Here is a 21,162-nt window from a genome sequence, read left to right as displayed (position 1 = left end):
GTCACCCCGCGATCCGGACGGTGGTGGTGGCGCCCCAGATGGCCAGCGACAGGAAGAAGTCGACGACGTTGACCGCGACGATGGCGGTGCGGACGGCCCGCCCGACGGCGACGCCGACGGCGGCCGGGCCACCCTGCGCGGTGTAGCCGTACCAGCAGTGCACCAGCACGACGATGACGCTGAAGACCAGCACCTTGGCGAAGGACCAGAGCACGTCGCCGGGGGGCAGGAACAGGTGGAAGTAGTAGTCGTAGGTGCCGGCGGACTGTCCGTAGTAGCCCACCGCGATGGTGCGGGTGGCCAGGTAGCTGGCGAGCAGGCCGAGCACGTACAGCGGGACGACCGCGATGAAGCCGGCGATCATCCGGGTGGTGACCAGGAACGGCAGCGACGGCACGCCCATCACCTCCAGGGCGTCCACTTCCTCGGCGATGCGCATGGCGCCGAGCTGGGCGGTGAACCCGCAGCCCACGGTGGCGGAGAGGGCCAGCGCGGCCACCAGCGGGGAGATCTCCCGGGTGTTGAAGTACGCGGAGATGAAGCCGCTGAACGCGCTGCTGCCGAGCTGGTCGAGCGCCTGGTAGCCCTGGAGGCCGACCTCGGTGCCGGTGAAGAAGGTGAGGAAGCAGATGACGCCGACGGTGCCGCCGAACACCGCGAGGGCGCCGGTGCCGAAGCTGACCTCGGCGAGCAGCCGGAGCACTTCGCGCCGGTAGCGGCGCAGGGTGCGCGGAGCCCAGGCCAGGGCGCGCAGATGGAAGGCGAGCTGGCCGCCGAGGTCGTCGAGGTGGCGCAGCACGGTCATGTCAGCTCCCCTTCTGCGGGACGACCTGGAAGTACACGGCCGTGACCACGAAGTTCAGCGCGAACAGCAGCATGAAGGTGATGACCACGCTGCGGTTGACCGCGTCGCCGACGCCCTTCGGCCCGCCCTTGGCGGTCATTCCCTGGTAGCTGGCGACCAGCGCGGCGGCGGCCCCGAACAGCAGCGCCTTCACCTCCCCCACCAGCAGGTCGGGCAGCTGCCCGAGGGCCTGGAAGCTGGCCACGTACGCCCCGGGGGTGCCGCCCTGCAGGATCACGTTGAACGCGTAGCCGCCCGTCACCCCGACGACGCTGACCAGCCCGTTGAGCAGCACGGCGACCAGCATCGCGGCGAGCACCCGGGGCACCACGAGGCGCTGGATCGGGTCGATGCCGAGCACCTGCATGGCGTCCAGTTCCTCGCGGATCTTCCGGGCGCCCAGGTCGGCGCAGATCGCCGAGCCGCCGGCGCCGGCGATGATCAGCGCGGTGACGATCGGCCCGGCCTCCCGGACCACGGCGAGCACCGACGCGGCGCCGGTGAACGACTGCGCGCCGAGCTGGCGGACCAGCGAGCCGAGCTGCAGCGCGATGACCGCGCCGAACGGGATCGACACCAGCGCGGCGGGCAGGATCGACACCGAGCTGATGAACCACGCCTGCTGCACGAACTCGCGCACCTGCACCGGCCGCCGGACCAGCCCGCGCAGGGTGTCCAGGCAGAACGCGACGAACTCGCCGGAGGTCCGCAGGGCGGCCACGGGCGCGCTCACGAGACCACCTCCGGCAGCTCGACGGTGGACCGGTCGTCGTCCCACCGGTCGTCGAAGGAGCCGGGCGGCGGGGCGACGCCGTGCTCGCGGCACCACTGCCCGGGCGGGCGTTCGGCCCGCCGGGGCTGCCCGTTCGACGGGGGCAGCTGCGGCGGGATGGGCGGCAGCGGCGGGAGTTCCACCCCGGCCTGCGCCTCGGCGGCCAGCTCCTCCGCGTCCTTCTCCTCGGCCATCCCGATCGGCCCGATCCGCTGGGCGTTGAGGAACTGCCGGACCACGGGTTCGGTGCTGGACAGCAGCATCTCCCGGGGCCCGAACATGGCGAGGTGGCCGTGGTAGATCAGGCCGATGTTGTCCGGCACCGTGCGGGCGGTGTTGATGTCGTGGGTGACGATCAGGAAGGTCGCCTCGGTGCGCTGGTTGAGGTCGATGATGAGCTGGTTGAGGTAGGCGGTGCGGACCGGGTCGAGCCCGGAGTCCGGCTCGTCGAAGAGGATGATCTGGGGATCGAGCACCAGGGCCCGGGCCAGGCCGGCCCGCTTGCGCATCCCGCCGGAGATCTCCCCGGGCAGTTTCTGCTCGGCGCCGACGAGGCCGACCATGTCCAGCTTCTCGGTGACCACGGCCCGGATCTCGGCCTCGGTCCGGCGGGTGTGCTCACGCAGCGGGAACGCCACGTTGTCGTAGATGGTCATCGAGCCGAACAGGGCGCCGTCCTGGAACAGCACACCGAAGAGCTTGCGTACCTCGTACAGCTCCCGCTCGGAGAGCCGGGGCAGGTCCTTCCCGGCGATGAGGACCGAACCGCGCTCGGGCCGGAGCAGCCCGACGAGGGTCTTGAGGAACACCGACTTGCCGGTGCCGGAGGGTCCCAACAGGACGGAGATCTCCCCGGCGGGCAGGGTCAGGCTGATGTCCGACCACACCGGATGCCCGCCGAACGACTTGGTGAGCCCGCGGACCGCCACTTCGACGCCCATCGCCCCTCCCTTCGTCTCTCATCCGGGACATCGGGCTGGGGCGCGCAGACGCAACAACTACTTTCCGTGACCCGGGTCGGACAGTCGGCGAGCTAGGCAAAGCCGGCCGGGTGCCGATAGCGTGCCGAGAAACGGGCCGGCATTGAGGGTGTCTCGCGAACGCCATGACGACAGCGATCGAGTCAGAGCTCGTCCGCCGGGCCGCCGCGGGCGACCCTGCGGCGACCGAGGCGCTGCTCACCGATGTCCGCCCCGGGCTGGTCCGCTACTGCCGGGCCCGGCTGGGGCGGGTCGGCGGCGCGTACACGACCGCCGACGACGTCGCCCAGGAGGTGTGCGTGGCGGTGCTGCACGCGCTGCCCCGCTACCGGGAGCAGGGGGTGCCGTTCGCTGCCTTCGTGTACGGCATCGCCGCCCACAAGGTCGCCGACGCCCATCGCGCCGCCGTCCGGGACGCGACGGTCACCGCCACCGACGCGCCGCTGGAGCGGGCCGACGCCGCGCCGGGGCCGGAGCAGCAGGCGGTCTCCACCGACCTGGCCCGACGCCTGTCGGCGCTGCTGGGGCGGCTGCCCGACGTCCAGCGGGAGATCATCCTGCTGCGCGTGGCGGTGGGCCTGTCCGCCGACGAGGTGGGCACCATCGTCGGGATGAGCGCCGCCGCCGTCCGGATGGCCCAGTCCCGGGCGCTGGCCCGGCTCCGTACCCTGGCCGAGGGTTCCCTGGACGAGGTGGCGGCGTGAGCGAGCGGATGGCGGGCGGGGGTGACGAGGCGATGGACCTGGACGTCCTCGCCCGCGACGACCTGCTGCTCGACGCCCTCGGGCGGGGTGAGCCGGCCCCGGCCGGCGACGACCTCGCGGCCATGCTCGCCGCCTGGCACGCCGACGTCGCCGACGAGGCGCCGCCGCTGCGGCCGGCCGCGCCGGACGCGGAGGCCGACCCGGCGGACGCGGAGACCGACCCGGCGGAGTCCCTTGACGCGACGGTGACGCCGCTGCCGGCCCGTCGCCCCCGCCGGGCGGTACGCCTCGCGGCGGCCGGGGTCGCCCTGCTCGCCCTGGCCGGCGGGCTCGGTGTGGCCAGCCGCAGCGCCGAGCCGGGTGGTCCGCTGTGGTCGCTGACCAAGGTGCTGTACCCGCAGCGGGCCGAGGTGCGCGACGTCGAGGCGCTGATCGCCCAGGCCCGGGCCGCGTGGGACGCCGGGCGCCTCGACGAGGCCCGGGATCTGATCGACCGGGCCGGGCGGGAACTCGCCGACGTCACCGATCCGGCCACGGCGGCCCGGCTGCGCGCCGAGCTTGACGCGCTCGCCCGGGACCTCGCCGCGGCGTCGGCCCCGCCGCCGGCGCCCGCCCCCAGCGTCGCCACGCCGGCGGTTCCGTCGGTCTCGCCGACCACCGGGCCGTCCGCCCCGCGCCCCGCGCCCTCGCCGTCGCCGCGGCAGTCCCGGCCGGCCACCTCCCCCGCGCCCACCTCCTCCGCGTCCGACGGGGGCGGACTACTGCCCGGGCTGCCGCTGCCGACGCTCCCGCTTCCGCCGCTGCCGGTGCCCAGCCTGTCGCCGCTGCTGCCGGGGCTGCCGCTGCCCACCAGCGGCCTGCTCGGCTGAGCGACGCCTTCCGGCGACCCGCCCGGCACTCCGTTACTGTGCTGCCGTGAGCAGCGCAGCGACGGCGGCTGGAGGCGCCCCCGAGGGCCGCCGGTCGCGGATGACGATGAGCCGGCGACTGAGCGTGATGATGCTCGCCATGACCGTCCTGGTGCTCACCGGCGGCGGAGTGGGCGCGGTGGCGCTGTCGCACACCGCCGCGGTCTCCAACCGGTTGGCGGACCGGATCTCCCCGGCCCGCACGGCGGTGAGCCGGCTGGAGAGCGGCCTGCTGGAGCAGGTGGCGGCGGTGCGCGGGTATGTGATCATCGGCAACCCCGAGCTGCTGGGCCCGTACGACCAGGGGGTGGCGACCGAGCGGGTGACCGCGCAGCGGGCCCGGGAGCTGCTCGCCGACGAGCCAGCGGCGCGCCGGGAACTGGACGCCGCGCTCGTCCTCGCCGACCGCTGGCGGGCCGACTACCCCACCCGGCTCATCGCGGCCCGACAGGCCGGGGCCACCCCGTCGGAGCTCGCCCCGGTGGAAGAGCAGGGCCGGCTCGCCTTCGACGTCGCCCGCCGCGCGCTGACCACGCTGGAGGCCCGGCTGGACCGGGTGCAGGCCGGGCGGACCGACCTGGACGACGCCCGCGCGCTGCGCGACCTGCTCTTCGTGTCGATCCTGGCGACGCTGCTGTTGTCCAGCGTGGTCATCGCGGCGCTGGTCCGGGTGACCGTGCTGCGCCCGCTGAGCCGGCTGGGCGCCTCGGTGCGCCGGGTCGCCGGCGGCGACTTCGACCACCGGCTCACCGCCGAGGGGCCGGCCGACATCGCCCGGCTCACCGAGGACGTCGAGACCATGCGGCAACGCGTGGTCGACGCGTTGAAGACCAGCCGGCGGCACCGGGACGCGCTGGAGGAGCAGGCCGCCGAGCTGCGCCGGTCCAACGAGGACCTGGAGCAGTTCGCCTACGTGGCCTCGCACGACCTGCAGGAGCCGCTGCGCAAGGTGGCGTCGTTCTGCCAGATGCTCCAGCGCCGCTACGGCGAGCAGCTCGACGATCGGGCCCGCCAGTACATCGGGTACGCGGTGGACGGGGCGACCCGCATGCAGAACCTGATCAACGACCTGCTGGCGTTCTCCCGGATCGGCCGGGTGTACAGCGACGACCGGGAGGTGGACCTGGCCGAGCTGCTGGCGCAGGCGGAGTCGAACCTGTCCGGGCCGATCGCCGAGGCGGGCGCGGAGGTGGTGGTCGCGGGTCCGCTGCCGGTGGTGCACGGCGATCCCACCCTGCTGACCATGCTGTGGCAGAACCTGCTCGGCAACGCGGTGAAGTTCCGCCGCCCCGGCCGGGTGCCCCGGATCCGGGTGGAGGTGGCCGAGGAGGAGGCCGGCTGGACGTTCGCGGTGGCCGACAACGGCATCGGCATCGAGCCGCGGTACGCCGACAAGATCTTCCTGATCTTCCAGCGGCTGCACCCCCGGGGCACGTACGACGGCACCGGGATCGGGCTGGCGATCTGCAAGAAGATCGTCGAGTACCACGGCGGCACGCTGCGCCTGGACGACGGGTACGCCGAGGGGGCCCGGTTCGTCTTCACGCTGCCGAAGCCGGCGGCGCCGGTGAGCGTGCCGGCGCAGGCCGGCGAGCCGGCGCCGGTGGCCCCGGTCTGACCGGCGGGGCCACCGGCGGTGGCTACGGTGCCGGCCGTTCCCGGTCGACTGCCCGCCCGAGTTCGATCATCCGCAGGGTCTCCTCCCGGCGGCGGACCAGCAGCACCCCGGCCAGGAAGGTCACCAGGGGCGCCAGCACCAGCACCGCCCACTGCGCCGGCACCAGCGGGATCAGGTGTCCCATGTGCGCGGTCGAGGTCACCCAGCCGGACAGCGCGTTCTCGATCACCAGGGCCAGCGCGGCCACCGGGCTGAGCAGGACGGCGACCCGCCGGCGCACCGGCGGGGCGAGCGTGGCCAGGGCGGCCAGGACGGCCAGTCCGGCGGCGGCGAGCCCGGCGACGTAGAGCCACAGCACGGGCGAGGTGCCGGCCTCCAGGTCGATGTCCGCCGACAGGCGCACGAACGAGCCCGTCCCGGGGCTCTCGGTGAAGCCCGGCCGGTTGACCCGGTTCAGTTCGAGCAGGGCCGTCACCGACAGGGGCGCGAGCACCAGCGCCACCAGGCGGGCCGGGCCGAGCACCGCCACCGCCCGGCGGGGTGGGGCGGGGACGGTGAGCGCGGCGGCCGCCACGAGGGCGAGCGCGAACTGGGGCAGGGTGTCCACCACGTACGTCTGCTGGTCGGCCACGGCCGGCCCGACCAGCACCAGCCATCCGGCGACCCCGGCCCAGGCCAGTCCGGCGGCGAGCCGGCGCAGCCCGACCAGCGCGGCGAGCGCGACGGCCGCCCAGCCGGCGACCCGCAGCCAGTCCACCGGGTCCGGTCCGGCCGCCGGGTACGGCGGGGGCAGCGACGGGGCCGGCAGGGCCTGGTCGAGCAGGCCCTTGGTGGCGGCGGCGCAGAGGACCAGCGCCACCAGCACGCCGGTGGCGGCCGCGGCGTCGGCCCAGGCCGGCTCGGTGAGGCCCCGGGCGCCGACCCGCAGCCGGGCCCGCAGGCCGCCGCCGATCAGGTTGGCCGCGTCGGCGAGGTCGGGGCGGGTCTGGCCGGGCCGGGCGCCGGCCAGGAGCACGGCGAGCATCTCCTCCTCGTACGTCCGCCGGTGTTCCCAGGGGTAGCAGGCGAGCAGCCGGCGGTAGCGGCGTTCGAGCCGGTCCGCGCTCACGCCGCCCCTCCCCCGGCGAGCAGGCGGGCGCGGCGCAGCCGCGCACCGGCGGCGTCGGCGTGCCGGCGCAGCCGGTCGACCTCGGCCGCGAGCCGGGTCGCGCCGAGCGCGCTGAGCCGGTAGTAGCGCCGCAGTCGGGACTGGACGATCTCCTCCCGGTCGACCTCGATGAGGCCGTCGGCGCGGAGCCGGTCGAGGACGGCGTAGAGGGTGCCGGCGCGCAGCCGGACCCGGCCGTCGGAGATGCGCAGCACGTCCTCGATGACGGCGTAGCCGTGCTGGGGCGTCTCGGCCAGCGCGGTGAGGATCAGGAAGGTGGGTTCCCGGAGTGGACTGTCGGCCATGGCGGACAGCATATACCGGCAAACGGTATATGCACGTCCCCGCTACCCGCCGCCCCGGTGCCCGTCCCCCTCGGCGGCCGCCGCCACGTTCCCGGTCACCGGGCCGAGCGGGGACGGCTCCTGACGCCGGCCCGATTCGGTGGCGGCCGACCGCCCACGGCCGCCGCCGGCGACCTCGTCGAAGAAGCGCAGCAGCTCCACCGGGAACGGCATGACCAGGGTGCTGTTCTTCTCCGCGGCCACGTCCACCACCGTCTGCAGCAGCCGCAGCTGGTACGCCCCGGGCGTGTCCGCCATCGCCCGGGAGGCGTCGGCGAGCCGCCGCGACGCCTGGTACTCGCCGTCCGCCGCGATCACCCGGGCCCGGCGTTCCCGTTCCGCCTCGGCCTGGCGGGACATCGACCGCTTCATCCCCTCGGGCAGCGCCACGTCCTTCACCTCGACCCGCTCGATGAGCAGGCCCCAGGGCTTCTCGGTGGGCGCGTCGATGACGGCCTTCAGCTCGGCGTTGATCCGGTCCCGGTCGCGCAGCAGGGTGTCCAGGTCGGCCTTGCCGACCACCGAGCGCAGCGCGGTCTGTGCCACCTGGAGCACCGCCGAGGAATAGTCGCGGACGTTGACCAGCACCTTCACCGGATCGACCACCCGGTAGTAGACCACCGCGTCGACGGTGAGGGTGACGTTGTCCCGGGTGATGACGCCCTGCGCCGGCACCCCGATCACCGTCGTCTGCATGCTCACCCGGACCATCCGGTCGGCGACCGGAATGATCAGCTGAAGCCCGGGCTGCCGGATGCGGTCCAGCACCCGGCCGAAGCGGAACACCACGCCCCGCTGGTACTGCTGCACCAGCCGGACGCTCGACGACAGCACCAGCACGACGAGCGCGGCGATGACGACCAGCGTGATGGCGACGGCGGCTCCCATGGTCCCCTCGATCCCGGAGGCGCCCGCCTCCGGCGCCGCGCGTACCCGTTCCGCGGCGCCGCACGCCTGCGGCCCGCGCGCGCCGCCGGTCCCGACGACGGCCGCAGTCCGGGCGGACTGCGATGATGGTCGGCATGCCACCACCTGCTCCGGACGCCGAGCGGGCCGTCGAGGCGCTGATGGCCGCCAGCCGGGCCTTCGTCGGGCTGGCCGCCCGGTCCCTCGCCGACCTGGACGCCGACGTCACCCTGCCGCAGTTCCGGGCGCTGGTCGTGCTGGCGACCCGGGGCCCGCAGCGCGCGGCGGACGTCTCGGCGGAGCTGCAGGTCGCCCCGTCGACCGGGACCCGGATGTGCGACCGGCTCATCCGCAAGGGCCTGATCCGCCGCACCCGCTCCACCGCCGACCGGAGGGTGGTCCGGCTGCGCGTCACCCCGGCCGGGCAGCGGCTCGTGGCGGAGGTGATCCGGCGCCGCCGGGAGGAACTGTCCCGGATCGTCGCGGCCACGGCGGACTGCTGGCAGCCGGCGGTGACCGAGGCGCTCGCCGCGTTCGCCGCCGCCGCGGGCGAGGTGCCCGAGCAGGAGTGGTGGCTCGGCTTCGCCGGGCGGGACGAGGAGGCACCCGTCGACGCCTGACAGTCATCCTGGCGGGAACGGTTGCACGGTGCAATGATTGGTTTGTGCACCGAGCGGCCTGACGGCGCTGTCATCGCAGCGTCGCCCGCCTGAGGGAGGCAGTCATGGAACGCGACGGACGACACGAGGTGGCCCGGATCGACGACACGGTCACCAGGGCGAACCTGCACGAGCGCGCGGAGCGGGTCGCGGTGCCCGACTTCGACTACCTGGTCCAGACGATCGAGGGCATCGCCGAAGGGCTGACCCACGCCCGCCAGGACCCGGCCCACGGCTGACACCGACCGCCCGCGGTGCCCGGTGGCGCCCTCACCCGTCGGACCGGCCGGTTCCGGGACGGTGGCCCCGCCCTCAGCCGCCAGCCCGTGCGACGCTACCCCCGCCCGGCCGGCGTACGCTGCTCCGCGCGGGACGCCGAGGTACGGGTGCTGGCCCCGCTGAGCTGGCGTGCCGAGTTGACCAGCCCGACCAGGCTGAACGCCTGCGGCGTGTTGCCGAGCTGCCGGCCGGCCACCGGGTCGTACTCCTCGCTGAGCAGGCCGACGTCGTTGCGGAGGTCGAGCAGCCGGCTGAAGAGCTCCTCCGCCGCACCGACGCGGCCGGTGTTGTGCAGGGCGTCGACCAGCCAGAAGGTGCAGGCGAGGAAGGCGCCCTCGCCGCCGGGCAGGCCGTCGACGTTTCCGTCGCGCTCGGGCCGGTAACGGAGCAGGAAGCCGTCGACGCAGAGCTCGCGGCGAATCGCCGCCACCGTGCCGACCACCCGCGGGTCGGACCACGGCAGGAAGCCCACCCGGGGAATGAGCAGCAGCGCGGCATCCAGCCCGCGCGAGCCGTAGAACTGGGTGAAGGTGTTCCGGTCCGGGTCGAAGCCGCGGGCGCAGACCTCGGCGTGCACGGCGTCCCGCTGGGCTCGCCACCGGTCCACCGGTCCGTTCAGGCCGTACCGTTCGACGGCGGTCACCGCCCGGTCGAACCCGGCCCAGGCCATCACCTTGGAGTGGACGAAGTGCCGCCGGGGTCCGCGGACCTCCCAGAGGCCGTTGTCGGGCCGACGCCAGTTGCCCTCCAGGAAGTCCAGCAGGGCGCGTTGCAGGTCCCACGCCTCCTCGGTGGCGGCGATACCGGCCTCGCGGCTGAGCTGCAGTCCGTCGAGCACCTCGCCCCACACGTCCAGTTGCAACTGGTCGGCGGCGGCGTTGCCGATCCGCACCGGCCGGGAGCCGGCGTACCCGTCGAGCCAGTCGAGGGTCAGCTCGGGAATCCGGCGGGTGCCGTCCAGGGCGTACATGATCTGCAGGTCGGCGGGGTCGCCGGCGACGGCGCGCAGCAGCCACTCCCGCCACGCCCTGGCCTCGGCGACGTAGCCCGTGCCGAGCAGGGCCTGCAGGGCGAACGTGGCGTCGCGCAGCCAGCAGTACCGGTAGTCCCAGTTGCGCGGGCCACCCAACTGCTCGGGCAGCGAGGTGGTGCCCGCCGCGAGGATGCCTCCCGTCGGGGCGTAGGTGAGCGCCTTGAGGGTGATCAGGGCCCGCCGCACCGCGTCCGGCCAGCGCCCGTGGTAGTCGCACCGGGCGATCCAGGTCCGCCAGTACCGCTCGGTGTCGGCGAGCGCGGTCTCGGGATCGACCGGGGTGGGCCGGGGCAGGTGGGACAGTTGCCAGGTGAGCACGAACGGCACCCGCTCCCCCGCCGCCACCATGAAGTCGGCCACGGTGGACCGGTCCGTCCCGCCCGACGGCCTGGACCGGTCCGCGCCGTGCAGCGGCACGTCGGTGCTCAGCCAGGCCGCGTCCGGCCCCGCGATCGCGCCGAGGTCCCGGCCGTGCCGGCGGACCCACGGCACCACGTGGCCGTAGTCGAAGCGCAGCCGCAACTCCATCCGCATCGGCACCCGTCCGGACAGCCCTTCGACGATCCGGATCACCTGGGTCGCCCGGTCGCGCGGCGGCATCAGGTCCACCACTCGGACGCTGCCGTCCGGGGTGTCCCACTCGGACTCCAGCAGCAGGGTGCCGTCGCGGTAGCGGCGGCGGGTGGCCGGACCGCCGGCGGCCGGGGCCAGCCGCCAGCACCCCGCCTCGTCGTCGTCGAGCAGGGCGGCGAAGCAGGCGGGCGAGTCGAACCGGGGCAGGCAGAGCCAGTCGATCGACCCGTCCCGGGCCACCAGCGCGGCCGTGTGCAGGTCGCCGATCAGCGCGTAGTCCTCGATCCGGCGGGGCATCCCGCCCTCCTCTCAGTCGAGGGTGAGAACGACCTTGATGTCGTCCGGCCGCGCGGTGAGCGCCTCGGCGAAGCGGCCGAGCGGCACCCGGCGGGTGATCAGGCCGGCCAGCCAGTCCGGGTCGGCGGCGGCCAGGGCGTCGGCGGCGACCGCGTAGTGCCGCAGGTTCGCGTTCACCGAGCCGACCACCACGTCGTTCTCCAGGACGAGCTCCCGGTTGGTGGCGCCCGCGTCCACCGGGATGGTCCGGCCGGCCGGGGACACGCCGGTCAGGCAGACGATCCCGTACGCCGCCGTGCCGCCCATCGCGTCGACGACCACCCGGCCGACGCCGGTGGCCTCGATGACGACGTCGGGGTGGAGCTGGTCGGTGACCTCGGCGACGGGCCGGCTGTGGTAGGTCGCGCCGAGCGCGGACACCGCGGCCGGCTTCGGTCCATCGTCGGCCAGGTCGAGCACGTGCACGTCGAGGCCCCGCTGCACGCCGAGCAGGGCGGCCAGGAGGCCGATCGGCCCGGCGCCGGTGACCAGCGCGGTACGCGGCTCGTACCAGGAGCGGGCACCGACGCGGTCGACCTGCTCCCAGGCCTTGGCGACCACGCTGGCGGGCTCCATCAGCATGCCGACCCGCTCCAGCTTCGGGTCGAGCCGGACCGCGTAGTCGGTTTCGACGGTCCACAGTTCGCTGCCGTAGCCGGGCAGTTCCTTGATGCCGCGTTCGGTGTAGCGGCCGTTGCGGCACATGTCGAACTCGCCCCTGGCGCACGCCCCACAGGGCACCGGGTCTGGCCGGCGGACCACGCCGACCACGAGGTCCCCCGCGGTGAAGTCGCCACCGGGCGGGGCGTGACGGACCCGGCCGAGGGACTCGTGGCCGAGCACCAGCCGGTCGTGGCCGGGCGGCGGCCAACCGTACCGGCCCTGGACGATCTCTCTGTCGGTGCCGCAGATGCCCACCGCGATCCCCTCGACCAGCAGTTCCCCGTCGTCGGGGCGGAGGTCAGGCAGGTCGGTCAGGGCGGCGGTGTCGGCGTGCTGGGGGACGACGGTCAGGGCGCGCACCTCGCCTCCTCTGCGGGTTGGACGGTCTCCGGGGTGCCGGTCTCCAGCGGCACGGCCGCTGCGGGTACCAGGTCGAGGCTGACGGCCGGGCGGGAGCCCAGCGCGTTGAGCAGCCAGTCGGTGGCCACCCGGGCGCGGCCGGCGGGGAGCGCGGCCAGGTGGTAGCCGCGGGTCACCGCCCGGGCGAGGACCCCGGACAGGGGTACCTGCAGCGGCGCGGCGGCCGCCTGCCAGCCGCCCAGGTCGACCACGAAGCCGAGGTCCCGGTGCCGGTACGGGCGCCGGCGGCCGGTGCCGTAGTCGGCCGCGATGTTGTCGGCGGCGAGCCGACCCTGGCGTACGGCGTGCTGCGCGGTCATCGGCGTGGCGCGGCCCGGGTGCTGCGGGTCGGGCACGGCGGCGGCGTCGCCGCAGGCCAGGATCTCCGGGTGCGCCGGTACGGCCAGGTACTCGTCCACCGTCAGCCGGCCGTGCTCCCGCGGCAGGCCGGTGGCCTCGACGAGGGGGTCGGGGCGTACCCCGACGCACCAGATGAGCGAGTGGGTGGCCAGGCTGCGACCGTCGGTGAGCCGGACACCGGTGGCGGTGGCCTCCGCCACCGAGACGCCGAGGACGACCTCGACGCCGCGTTCCCGAAGCACCCGAGCGGCGGTGCCGGAGAGCCGGGGCGGCATGCCGGGCAGCACCTGGTCGGCGGTGTCGAGCAGCAGCCAGCGGATCGGCACGTCGGCCAGCCGGGGGTGGCGGCGGGCCAGGTCACCGGTGAGCAGCTGCCCCTGAGCGGCGACCTCGGTGCCGGTGTAGCCGGCGCCGACGACCACGAAGGTGCAGCGGGCGGCCCGCTCCGCCCGGTCCTCGGTGGCGTCGGCGAGTTCGAGCTGACGGACCAGGTGGTCGCGCAGGTACAGCGCCTCCGGGATGCCGCGGAAGCCGTGCGCGTGGTCGGCGACGCCGGGGATCGGCAGCAGCTTGTTGACACTGCCCGCGGCGAGCACGAGGCGGTCGTAGCCCAGCCGGTCGCGTCTCCCGGTGGGGTTCCGGTAGCCGACCTGGCGGCGTGCGACGTCGAGTTCGTCGACCTCACCCAGCACCAGCCGGACGCCGGGCAGCGCCCCGGCCAGCGGCGCCGCGACGTGCCGCGGGTCCAGGACGCCGCCGGTCACCTCGGGCAGCAGCGGCAGGTAGAGGAAGTAGTCGGTGGGGTTCACCACGGTGATGTCGGCGCGGCCGCGGGCGAGGCGGGACAGCCGGCGCGCGGCGTGGAAGCCGGCGAAGCCCGCGCCGACGATGACGACGTGCGGTCGTGTCATGGGGGGCCTCCTGACCGTGGGGGGTGCGCCACAGAGGTCGCTACCCGGGCCGGGGGTGGGGAAACCGGGGCCCGGCGAGATTATTTGCATAGTGCAATCTTCAGCGCCGGGGCGGGCCGGGCGGCCGGGGTGGCGGCCCTGGGGGTCGACCCTCCACTGCACACCGTCCGCATCGATCCGGCGCACCCTCTGGACCTCGAACCGTCTTGGCAATATCCTCCACAACACGCGCCACTCCTGGAGGTCCTTTTCAGGGCGCCCGGGACGGGCCGCCGCCCCTGCCGCGTGCCGTCGTGGGCCGCCCGGCCGGCCACAAAGGAGCTGACATGCACTTCGACCATCCCGAGCTGGACCGCCGTACCCTGCTGCGGGCCGGCTTCGGCGCCGCCGCGGTCGCGGTCGTCGGGAGCGAACTCGCCTTCCCGGCCGCCGCGCAGGCCGACCCGGGCGCGGACCTCGACTGGATCATCAGCTGCGACGAATGGGGCGCCCGCCCGCCGGCCGACCCGCTGTCGATCAGCGCGATCGCCACCAACAAGATCATCGTGCACCACATGGCGTTCCCGAACGTCACGGACTACTCCGAGGAGCACGCCAAGCAGCTGGCGCGGGACTGCCAGGACCTGCACATGGACGGCAACGGCTGGTCCGACACCGGCCAGCACTTCACGGTCAGCCGGGGCGGGCACGTGCTGGAGGGCCGGCACGGCAGCCTGGAGCGGCTGCAGGCCGGCGACCGGCAGATGATCTCGGCGCACTGCCCCGGCGAGAACGGCCGCGCCATCGGCATCGAGAACGAGGGCACCTACGTCACCGAGACGCCGCCGCAGGCGCTGCTCGACTCGCTGGTCACGCTCTGCACCGCGGTCTGCCGGCAGTACGGGCTGCACGCCCACGACATCTTCGGCCACTGGGACTTCCGGGCCACCCAGTGCCCGGGCGCGATGTTCTACCGGGAGTTCCCGGCGCTGCGCCGCCGGGTCTTCGCCGAGCTCGGCACCGACCTGGCCGACGTGCCGGCCCGCCGCTGGCCGGACATCTGGCGGTTCGTCGGCGGCCCGGTGGTGCGGGTCGCCCAGTACCTGCTCACCTTCCGCGGTTACGCCGTCCCGGTGACCGGCGTCTTCGACGCGGCCACCGTCGCGGCGGTGCAGGACTGGCAGGCGAGGAACAACATCCCGGTCGACATCGACGCGACGCTCACCGCGCCGACCTGGGAGACCCTCGCCCCGGAGCTGGACCGGGACGCCACCGGCATCCCGGTGAGCGCGGTGCAGTTCATGCTCAACTCCAAGGGTTACGCCGACGTCGCGGTCACCGGCGAGTACGACTGGGTGACCAAGAAGGCCCTCCAGGACCTGCAGCGCCTGCACGGTCTGCCGGCCCACGGCAAGGTCAACACCACCACCTGGTGTGCCCTGGTGGGGGGTGTGGTGCGGCAGTCGTTCCAGAAGCACTGACGCCGCACCGGCGGGGAGAGCGGTGGGGCGGCAACGGCGCCGTCCCACCGCGTCCGGCCCGGCCCGCCGGGCGACTCGCCGTCACGCTTCGTTGTCGCCGGCGCACCCGACTGCGACCATGACCCTCGTCCACCACGAAGGAGGGTCGCACGATGGCGTCTCGGCTCAACCCGTACCTCAGCTTCCGCGACAACGCACGGCAGGCCATGGAGTTCTACCGGGACGTGTTCGGCGGCAACCTGGCCGTGAGCACGTTCGGCGAGTTCGGCAACCCGGAGCCGGCGGTGGCCGACCAGGTCATGCACGCCATGCTGGAGACCGACCGGGGGTTCACCCTGATGGCCTCCGACACCCCGCCGGAGATGGAATACCGTCCGGGCACCAACATCGCGATCAGCCTCAGCGGGGACGACGCCGACGAGCTGCGCGGCTACTGGGCGCGGCTCGCCGAGGGCGGCACCGTCACGGTGCCGCTGGAGAAGCAGATGTGGGGCGACGAGTTCGGCATGTGCGTGGACCGGTTCGGCATCGGCTGGATGGTCAACATCGCGTCACCCCCGGCCTGACCTGCCTCCGCGGACGATGGCCGCGCGTCCCAATCCAGGCGATAGGTCGGCATTGGCGCGTGGTGAACAGCACCTATCCCGGGGCATGGAACTCGATCAATCATTACCGGCAGGTAGATATGAGTCACTCTCACCTCCGGGTATGACGCCCGGGCGCGGAGGGCGAGACGTCGGCACAGCGGCAGCCGGGCGCGACCACCGGCCCGACTCCGCACCCCGGAGGAATCCGCATGCCCCGTCCCGCCACCACCCGCACCCGGATCGCCGCGCTGACCGCGGCCCTCACCGCCGCGGCGAGCGTCCTGACGGTCGTCCCACCGTCACCGGCCCTCGCCGCCACCACCTTCGCCCCCAACGACTACTGCCTCGGCCAGTGCGCCGACATCCTGCCGCCGGGCGAGAACGGCAACGCCACCCTCGCCGGGATCCTGGCCCACCAGGCCCTCGGCACCCGGCCCGCGCACTCCAGCGACCAGCTCGACGAGTACGCGAACCTGGTCTACAACTACGCCGGGCTGACCGACGAGCAGATCGCCCAGTTCTACAACGACGCCTCGTTCGGCGTGCCCGACGCCCAGGTGGAGAGCCGGATCCAGCCCCGCTCGGACGTCACCATCGTGCGGGACAAGGCCACCGGCGTACCGCACGTCACCGGCACCACCCGCTCCGGCACCATGTTCGGGGCCGGCTACGCCGGCGCCCAGGACCGGCTCTGGGTGATGGACCTGCTCCGGCACGCCGGCCGGGGCACCCTCACCTCCTTCGCCGGCGGCGCGCCCGGCAACCGCGACCTGGAGCAGAGCATCTGGGCCAACTCCCCCTACACCGAGGCCGACCTCCAGGCCCAGGCCGACGCGCTGCGCCAGAAGGGCACCCGGGGCCAGCAGCTCTACACCGACGTCATCGACTACATCGCCGGCGTCAACGCCTACATCGACAAGTCGATCGCCGACGACAACTACCCGGGCGAGTACGTGCTGACCGGCAACGGCAAGCCGACGCACTTCACGATGACCGACCTGATCGCCACGGCCGGGGTCGTCGGCGGGCTCTTCGGTGGCGGCGGCGGATCGGAGATCCAGTCCGCGCTGGTCCGGATCGCCGCCCGCGCCAAGTTCGGCACCACCACGGGCGACCAGGTCTGGCGGGCGTTCCGGCAGCAGAACGACCCGGAGACCGTGCTCACCCTCCACGACGGGCAGAGCTTCCCGTACGGTGGCGCCCCGGACAACGCGCCCGGTGTGGCGCTGCCGGACGCCGGCACCGTGGTGGCCGAACCGCAGGTCTACAACGGCACCGGGTCCGCCGGCGCCACCGCCGCGAAGAGCACCGGCGGCAGCACCGACGGGCTGCTCAGCGGGCTGGCCAGCCTGAAGGCGCACGGCATGTCCAACGCCGTGGTGATCTCCGGACGGCACACCACCAGCGGCAACCCGGTAGCCGTGTTCGGCCCGCAGACCGGCTACTTCGCCCCGCAGCTGCTGATGCTCCAGGAGTTGCAGGGCCCCGGCGTCAGCGCCCGAGGCGCCGCCTTCGCCGGCCTGAACCTCTACGTGCTGCTCGGCCGCGGCCAGGACTACGCCTGGAGCGCCACCTCGGCCAGCCAGGACCTCACCGACACGTACGCGGTGCCGCTGTGCACCACCGACGGCAGCGCCCCGACGCTGCAGTCCAACCGCTACCTCTACCACGGCCAGTGCGTGGCCATGGAGGTGCTGGAGCACACCAACTCCTGGTCGCCCACCCTGGCCGACTCGACCCCGGCCGGTTCGTACACGCTGCGGGCGCTGCGCACCCGGTACGGCCTGGTGGCGTACCGGGGCACGGTGAACGGGCAGCCGACCGCCTTCACCAAGCTGCGCTCCACCTACCGGCACGAGGCGGACTCGGCGATCGGCTTCCAGGCCTACAACGACCCGGCCGCGATGGGCTCCGCGGCGGCGTTCCAGCAGTCCGCCGCCAACGTCGGCTACGCGTTCAACTGGTTCTACGTCAACTCCACCGAGGCGGCGTACTACAACTCCGGCAGCAACCCGGTGCGCCCGGCCGGCGCCGACCCGAGCCTGCCCACCCGGGCCGAGGCGGCCTACGAGTGGCAGGGCTGGAACCCGGACACGAACACCGCGAGCTACACCCCGACCGGCGCCCACCCGCAGTCGGTGAACCAGGACTACTACGTCAGCTGGAACAACAAGCAGGCCCGGGACTACGGCGCCGCGGACGGCAACTTCAGCTACGGCGCGGTGCACCGCGCCGACCTGCTCGACGGCCGGGTACGCGCGGCGCTCGCCCAGGGCAAGCTGGACCGGGCCGGGGTGGTCCGGATCATGGCCGACGCGGCCGTCACCGACCTGCGCGGTCAGGAGGTGCTCGGCAACCTGCTGCGGGTGCTGACCAGCCAGCCGGTCACCGACCCGGCCCAGGCCGACGCGGTCGCCACGCTGCAGGCCTGGCAGCGGGCCGGCGCCAAGCGGGTGGAGACGGCCGCCGGGTCGAAGGTGTACCAGCACGCCGACGCGATCCGGATCTTCGACGCCTGGTGGCCGCTGCTGGCCGCCGCGCAGTTCCGCCCCGGCCTCGGCGGCGACCTCTACGCCGCCCTCGTCGACGCCATCGAGGTCAACGAGGCGCCCTCCGGCGGCCAGAACGGGGGCCGCGACGGCGCCGCCGTCTGGGCGGCACAGGGCCAGCCGCACAAGGGCTCCGCGTTCCAGTACGGCTGGTGGGGCTACGTCGACAAGGACATCCGGGCCGTGCTCGGCGACCCGGCGGCCGGCGGTCTCGGGCGCACGTACTGCGGCAACGGCAGCCTGAGCGCCTGCCGGCAGGCCCTGCTCGGCGCCCTCGGCCAGGCCGCGGCGCTGCCGGCCAGCACGGTCTACCCGGGCGACTCACACTGCGGGGCCGGCGACCAGTGGTGCGCCGACACCATCGCCCAGTCCGGGCTCGGCGGCATCACCCACCCGCTGATCGCCTGGCAGAACCGCCCCACCTACCAGCAGGTCGTCTCCTTCCCGGCGCGCCGGGGCGACGACGTCACCAACCTGGCCCAGGGGCGGCCCGCCACCGCGTCGAGCACCCAGTTCCTCACCAGCTACACCCCCGCCAAGGCGGTCGACGGCAGCCTGGGCAGCCGGTGGGGCAGCAGCTACAACGACAACCAGTGGCTGCGGGTCGATCTGGGCGCCGCCCGCACCGTCGGCCGGGTGGTGCTGCGCTGGGAGAGCGCGTACGGCAGCGCGTACCGGATCGAGGTCTCCGGGGACGGCACGACCTGGCAGCCGGTGTTCAGCACCACCGCCGGCAACGGCGGGGTCGACAACCTGACCTTCGCCCCGGTCAGCGCCCGCTACCTGCGGATGTACGGGGTGAAGCGGGCCACCTCGTACGGCTTCTCGCTCTACGAGTTGGAGGCCTACGCCCGATGACCTGACCTGACCTGACCCGACCCGATCGGGCCGGCTGGCGGACCAGCACCGCCGGCCGGCCCCCCGGGCGGGGTGTACCCGCGGCGGTAAGGGGTACAGCCGGCCCGATGGTCCGCGTCCAAAACCAGCGCGTCCGACCCGACGTGCTCTACGTGGCGAGCGGGTGGAGCACGCTGGTCACCGACGTGCGGGGCCGGATCGGCGGCACCGACCCGCAGGGCTTCTTCGCCCGCAACACCCGGGTGCTCAGCCGCGAGCGGATCGAGGTCGCCGGCCTTCCGCCGGTGCCGTTCAGCACGGCCAACGTACGCGGCCACGCCCAGCTGTCCTACGCCGAGCTGGGCGACCGGGAGCAGCTGCCGTCGCGGGCCGCGTACCTGCTGATCGAGCGGTTCGTCGGGCCGGGGCTGCGCACCCGGCTCACCGTGGTCAGCTACGCCGACGGCCCGATGAGCTTCCCGCTGCGGCTGGCGGTCGAGGCGGACTTCGCCGACACCAGCGAGGCCGAGACCGGCCGGCGGTTGCAGCGCGGCGCCGTCGACGCCGGCTGGGACCCGGCGGCGGGCGAGCTGCGCCTGACCTACCGGCGCGACGATCTGGACCGGGCGGTGGCGGTCCGGGTGACCGGCGACGCCCCGGTCGGCTACGCCGGCGGCACCTTCGCCGTCGACCTCACCGTGCCGCCGGGCGGCAGCGCCCGGGTGGACGTGCTGGTGGAACCGGTCTTCGACGGCGAGCGGCTGCCCGCCCCGGACGCCGGTTACGACGAGCCGGGCGACCCGGCCGCGCGGGCCCGCGCCCGGCTGGCCGGGGAACTCACCCGGCTGCACAGCAGCAACTTCGACGTCACGGCGGCCTGGCGGTGCGCGGTGGCCGACCTGTCCGTGCTGCCGCTCGGCGAGCCGGCCGGACCCACCGCGCCGATCGCCGGGCTCCCCATCTACCAGGAGATCTTCGGCCGGGACACGATGACCTCGTCCTGGCAGGCGCTGCTGGCCGGGCCCACCATGCTGGCCGACAGCCTGCGACTCAACGCCGCGCACCTCGGCCGGCGGCTGGACGACTGGCGCGACGAGGAACCGGGCAAGCCGCTGCACGAGGCCCGGCAGGGGCCGGTCTCCGTGCTCGGGCTCAACCCGTTCGACCGCTACTACGGCGACTGGTCGACCGCGCCGGACTTCCTGGTCTTCCTCGGCCAGTTCCTGGCCTGGACCGGCGACCTGGAGACGGTCCGGGAGCTGCTGCCCACCGCCCGGCGCGCGCTCGGCTGGATCGAGCGGTACGGCGACCCCGACGGCGACGGGTTCCTGGAGTACCACTGCCGGTCCCGGGCCGGGTTGAAGAACCAGGGCTGGAAGGACTCCGACACCGCGATCGTCGACGAGCACGGGCAGGTGGTGCCCAACCCGATCGCCACCAGTGAGCTGCAGGGCTACTGGTACGCGGGCCTGCGGCACGCGGCGGTGGTGTTCACGCTCACCGGCCACCCGGCCCGGGGCGCCGCCCTGCTGGCCCGGGCGCGGGCGCTGCGCCGCCGCTTCCACCAGGCGTACTGGCTGCCCGAGCGGGGCTGCTACGCGATGGCGCTCGGACCGGACAAGCGGCCGGTGCGCTCGACCAACTCCAACGACGGGCACCTGCTGGCCACCGGGATCGTGCCGGAGCGGGCCGCCGCGCGGGTGGCCGAGCGGCTCCTCGCCCCGGACATGTTCAGCGGCTGGGGCGTCCGTACGCTCTCGGCCGACCACCCGGCGTACAACCCGTTCAGCTACCACCGGGGCAGCGTGTGGCCGGTGGAGGCGGGCACCATCGGTCTCGGGCTGGCCCGGTACGGCTGCTGGCCGCAGCTGCACCGGCTGGCCGAGGGGATGTTCTCGGCGGCGGGGCTGTTCACCGAGCACCGGCTGCCCGAGGTGCTCAGCGGGCTGCCCCGCGACGCGGACCATCCCCACCCGGGGGTCTACCCGGACTCGTGCTCGCCGCAGGCCTGGTCGGCCAGCGCGGTGGTCGCCCTGGTCCAGGCGCTGCTGGCGCTGCGCCCGGCCGCGCCGCTGCGCACCGTCCTCGTCGACCCGCACCTGCCCGACTGGCTGCCCGACCTGCGGCTGGAAGGGCTACGGGTGGGCCGGGCGACGGTCGACCTGACGGTGCGACGCCGGCGCGGCGGAGGCATCTCGGTGCGCGCCCGCGGCGACCGGCTGGTGGTGGTCCGGCGCGCCTCGCGCCAGGCCATTCCCGGTCCCGGCCACCGCTGAGCGTTCCGCAGGTGTGA

At 74.2% G+C, this 21,162-nt stretch carries 18 protein-coding genes; 9 read left to right on the top strand and 9 right to left on the bottom strand.

The features are described from left to right. Position 1: 1 nt before the first annotated feature. From AB0I11_RS19025 to AB0I11_RS19015, 3 genes are read right to left on the bottom strand one after another with little or no spacing between them, the layout of a single operon-like run. Positions 2-805, bottom strand: coding sequence for an ABC transporter permease (locus tag AB0I11_RS19025; protein ID WP_357321698.1), 804 nt, complete (start codon positions 803-805; stop codon positions 2-4). Position 806: 1 nt separating this feature from the next. Next, the gene (locus AB0I11_RS19020; RefSeq protein WP_357321918.1) at positions 807-1,556 is read right to left on the bottom strand and encodes an ABC transporter permease; all 750 of its coding nucleotides are present in this window, start codon (positions 1,554-1,556) and stop codon (positions 807-809) included. A gap of 17 nt (positions 1,557-1,573) precedes the next feature. Then, positions 1,574-2,557: an ABC transporter ATP-binding protein gene (locus AB0I11_RS19015; RefSeq protein ID WP_357321695.1), complete on the bottom strand. Its 984-nt coding sequence runs from the start codon at positions 2,555-2,557 to the stop codon at positions 1,574-1,576. Between the two features lie 164 nt (positions 2,558-2,721). Between AB0I11_RS19015 and shbA the strand changes: the two genes are divergently transcribed. Genes shbA through AB0I11_RS19000 form a run of 3 tightly spaced genes read left to right on the top strand, consistent with a single transcriptional unit; the run spans position 2,722 to position 5,826 of the window. Beyond that, entirely contained in the window at positions 2,722-3,300 is a 579-nt protein-coding gene (shbA, locus tag AB0I11_RS19010; RefSeq protein ID WP_357321690.1) for an RNA polymerase sigma factor ShbA, read from the top strand. Then, on the top strand, positions 3,297-4,169 hold the full coding sequence (locus AB0I11_RS19005) for an anti-sigma-D factor RsdA (RefSeq protein WP_357321687.1): 873 nt from the start codon (positions 3,297-3,299) through the stop codon (positions 4,167-4,169). The genes shbA and AB0I11_RS19005 overlap by 4 nt, the downstream gene beginning before the upstream one ends. Positions 4,170-4,215: 46 nt before the next feature. Continuing rightward, complete coding sequence (locus tag AB0I11_RS19000) at positions 4,216-5,826, top strand: ATP-binding protein (RefSeq protein WP_357321684.1); 1,611 nt, start codon at positions 4,216-4,218, stop codon at positions 5,824-5,826. Between the two features lie 22 nt (positions 5,827-5,848). Here AB0I11_RS19000 and AB0I11_RS18995 read toward each other — a convergent pair whose 3' ends face one another. Genes AB0I11_RS18995 through AB0I11_RS18985 form a run of 3 tightly spaced genes read right to left on the bottom strand, consistent with a single transcriptional unit; the run spans position 5,849 to position 8,205 of the window. Then, the gene (locus AB0I11_RS18995; RefSeq protein ID WP_357321680.1) at positions 5,849-6,934 is read right to left on the bottom strand and encodes a hypothetical protein; all 1,086 of its coding nucleotides are present in this window, start codon (positions 6,932-6,934) and stop codon (positions 5,849-5,851) included. Beyond that, positions 6,931-7,278, bottom strand: a complete 348-nt coding sequence (locus tag AB0I11_RS18990; RefSeq protein ID WP_357321677.1) for a PadR family transcriptional regulator — start codon at positions 7,276-7,278, stop codon at positions 6,931-6,933. The genes AB0I11_RS18995 and AB0I11_RS18990 overlap by 4 nt, the downstream gene beginning before the upstream one ends. Positions 7,279-7,320: 42 nt before the next feature. Further along, positions 7,321-8,205, bottom strand: a complete 885-nt coding sequence (locus AB0I11_RS18985) for an SPFH domain-containing protein (RefSeq protein WP_357321674.1) — start codon at positions 8,203-8,205, stop codon at positions 7,321-7,323. Positions 8,206-8,339: 134 nt separating this feature from the next. Here AB0I11_RS18985 and AB0I11_RS18980 point away from each other — a divergent pair, with 134 nt between their 5' ends. Further along, positions 8,340-8,843, top strand: coding sequence for a MarR family transcriptional regulator (locus AB0I11_RS18980; protein WP_357321670.1), 504 nt, complete (start codon positions 8,340-8,342; stop codon positions 8,841-8,843). Positions 8,844-8,947: 104 nt separating this feature from the next. Beyond that, on the top strand, positions 8,948-9,121 hold the full coding sequence (locus tag AB0I11_RS18975; protein WP_357321667.1) for a hypothetical protein: 174 nt from the start codon (positions 8,948-8,950) through the stop codon (positions 9,119-9,121). A 95-nt stretch (positions 9,122-9,216) separates the two neighbouring features. Here AB0I11_RS18975 and AB0I11_RS18970 read toward each other — a convergent pair whose 3' ends face one another. Genes AB0I11_RS18970 through AB0I11_RS18960 form a run of 3 tightly spaced genes read right to left on the bottom strand, consistent with a single transcriptional unit; the run spans position 9,217 to position 13,436 of the window. Next, positions 9,217-11,064 (bottom strand): glycoside hydrolase family 15 protein, encoded by a 1,848-nt coding sequence (locus tag AB0I11_RS18970; protein WP_357321664.1) that lies wholly within the window; start codon positions 11,062-11,064, stop codon positions 9,217-9,219. Between the two features lie 12 nt (positions 11,065-11,076). Further along, on the bottom strand, positions 11,077-12,126 hold the full coding sequence (locus AB0I11_RS18965; RefSeq protein WP_357321661.1) for a glucose 1-dehydrogenase: 1,050 nt from the start codon (positions 12,124-12,126) through the stop codon (positions 11,077-11,079). Then, positions 12,114-13,436, bottom strand: coding sequence for an NAD(P)/FAD-dependent oxidoreductase (locus AB0I11_RS18960; RefSeq protein ID WP_357321658.1), 1,323 nt, complete (start codon positions 13,434-13,436; stop codon positions 12,114-12,116). Before AB0I11_RS18960 ends, AB0I11_RS18965 begins: the two co-directional genes overlap by 13 nt. A gap of 326 nt (positions 13,437-13,762) precedes the next feature. Here AB0I11_RS18960 and AB0I11_RS18955 point away from each other — a divergent pair, with 326 nt between their 5' ends. From AB0I11_RS18955 to AB0I11_RS18940, 4 genes are all read left to right on the top strand, one after another. After that, positions 13,763-14,896 (top strand): N-acetylmuramoyl-L-alanine amidase, encoded by a 1,134-nt coding sequence (locus AB0I11_RS18955; protein WP_357321655.1) that lies wholly within the window; start codon positions 13,763-13,765, stop codon positions 14,894-14,896. Between the two features lie 152 nt (positions 14,897-15,048). Further along, positions 15,049-15,462 (top strand): VOC family protein, encoded by a 414-nt coding sequence (locus tag AB0I11_RS18950; protein ID WP_357321652.1) that lies wholly within the window; start codon positions 15,049-15,051, stop codon positions 15,460-15,462. A gap of 230 nt (positions 15,463-15,692) precedes the next feature. Further along, a complete protein-coding gene (locus AB0I11_RS18945; RefSeq protein ID WP_357321648.1) occupies positions 15,693-18,890 on the top strand; it encodes a penicillin acylase family protein in 3,198 nt (1,065 codons plus the stop codon). Positions 18,891-18,997: 107 nt separating this feature from the next. After that, a complete protein-coding gene (locus tag AB0I11_RS18940) occupies positions 18,998-21,145 on the top strand; it encodes a glycogen debranching N-terminal domain-containing protein (RefSeq protein ID WP_357321644.1) in 2,148 nt (715 codons plus the stop codon). Positions 21,146-21,162: the final 17 nt, after the last annotated feature.

It is taken from the genome of Micromonospora sp. NPDC050495 (genome assembly GCF_040655175.1).
Taxonomy (GTDB): domain Bacteria; phylum Actinomycetota; class Actinomycetes; order Mycobacteriales; family Micromonosporaceae; genus Micromonospora.
This window is presented reverse-complemented; position numbering and strand designations above follow the sequence as displayed.

Coding starts and splice junctions, on each gene's coding strand:
- AB0I11_RS19025 (WP_357321698.1), bottom strand. CDS start 805: ATGACCGTGCTGCGCCACCTCGACGACCTCGGCGGCCAGCTCGCCTTC.
- AB0I11_RS19015 (WP_357321695.1), bottom strand. CDS start 2,557: ATGGGCGTCGAAGTGGCGGTCCGCGGGCTCACCAAGTCGTTCGGCGGG.
- shbA (WP_357321690.1), top strand. CDS start 2,722: ATGACGACAGCGATCGAGTCAGAGCTCGTCCGCCGGGCCGCCGCGGGC.
- AB0I11_RS18990 (WP_357321677.1), bottom strand. CDS start 7,278: ATGGCCGACAGTCCACTCCGGGAACCCACCTTCCTGATCCTCACCGCG.
- AB0I11_RS18985 (WP_357321674.1), bottom strand. CDS start 8,205: ATGGGAGCCGCCGTCGCCATCACGCTGGTCGTCATCGCCGCGCTCGTC.
- AB0I11_RS18980 (WP_357321670.1), top strand. CDS start 8,340: ATGCCACCACCTGCTCCGGACGCCGAGCGGGCCGTCGAGGCGCTGATG.
- AB0I11_RS18975 (WP_357321667.1), top strand. CDS start 8,948: ATGGAACGCGACGGACGACACGAGGTGGCCCGGATCGACGACACGGTC.
- AB0I11_RS18970 (WP_357321664.1), bottom strand. CDS start 11,064: ATGCCCCGCCGGATCGAGGACTACGCGCTGATCGGCGACCTGCACACG.
- AB0I11_RS18960 (WP_357321658.1), bottom strand. CDS start 13,436: ATGACACGACCGCACGTCGTCATCGTCGGCGCGGGCTTCGCCGGCTTC.
- AB0I11_RS18955 (WP_357321655.1), top strand. CDS start 13,763: ATGCACTTCGACCATCCCGAGCTGGACCGCCGTACCCTGCTGCGGGCC.
- AB0I11_RS18950 (WP_357321652.1), top strand. CDS start 15,049: ATGGCGTCTCGGCTCAACCCGTACCTCAGCTTCCGCGACAACGCACGG.
- AB0I11_RS18945 (WP_357321648.1), top strand. CDS start 15,693: ATGCCCCGTCCCGCCACCACCCGCACCCGGATCGCCGCGCTGACCGCG.
- AB0I11_RS18940 (WP_357321644.1), top strand. CDS start 18,998: ATGGTCCGCGTCCAAAACCAGCGCGTCCGACCCGACGTGCTCTACGTG.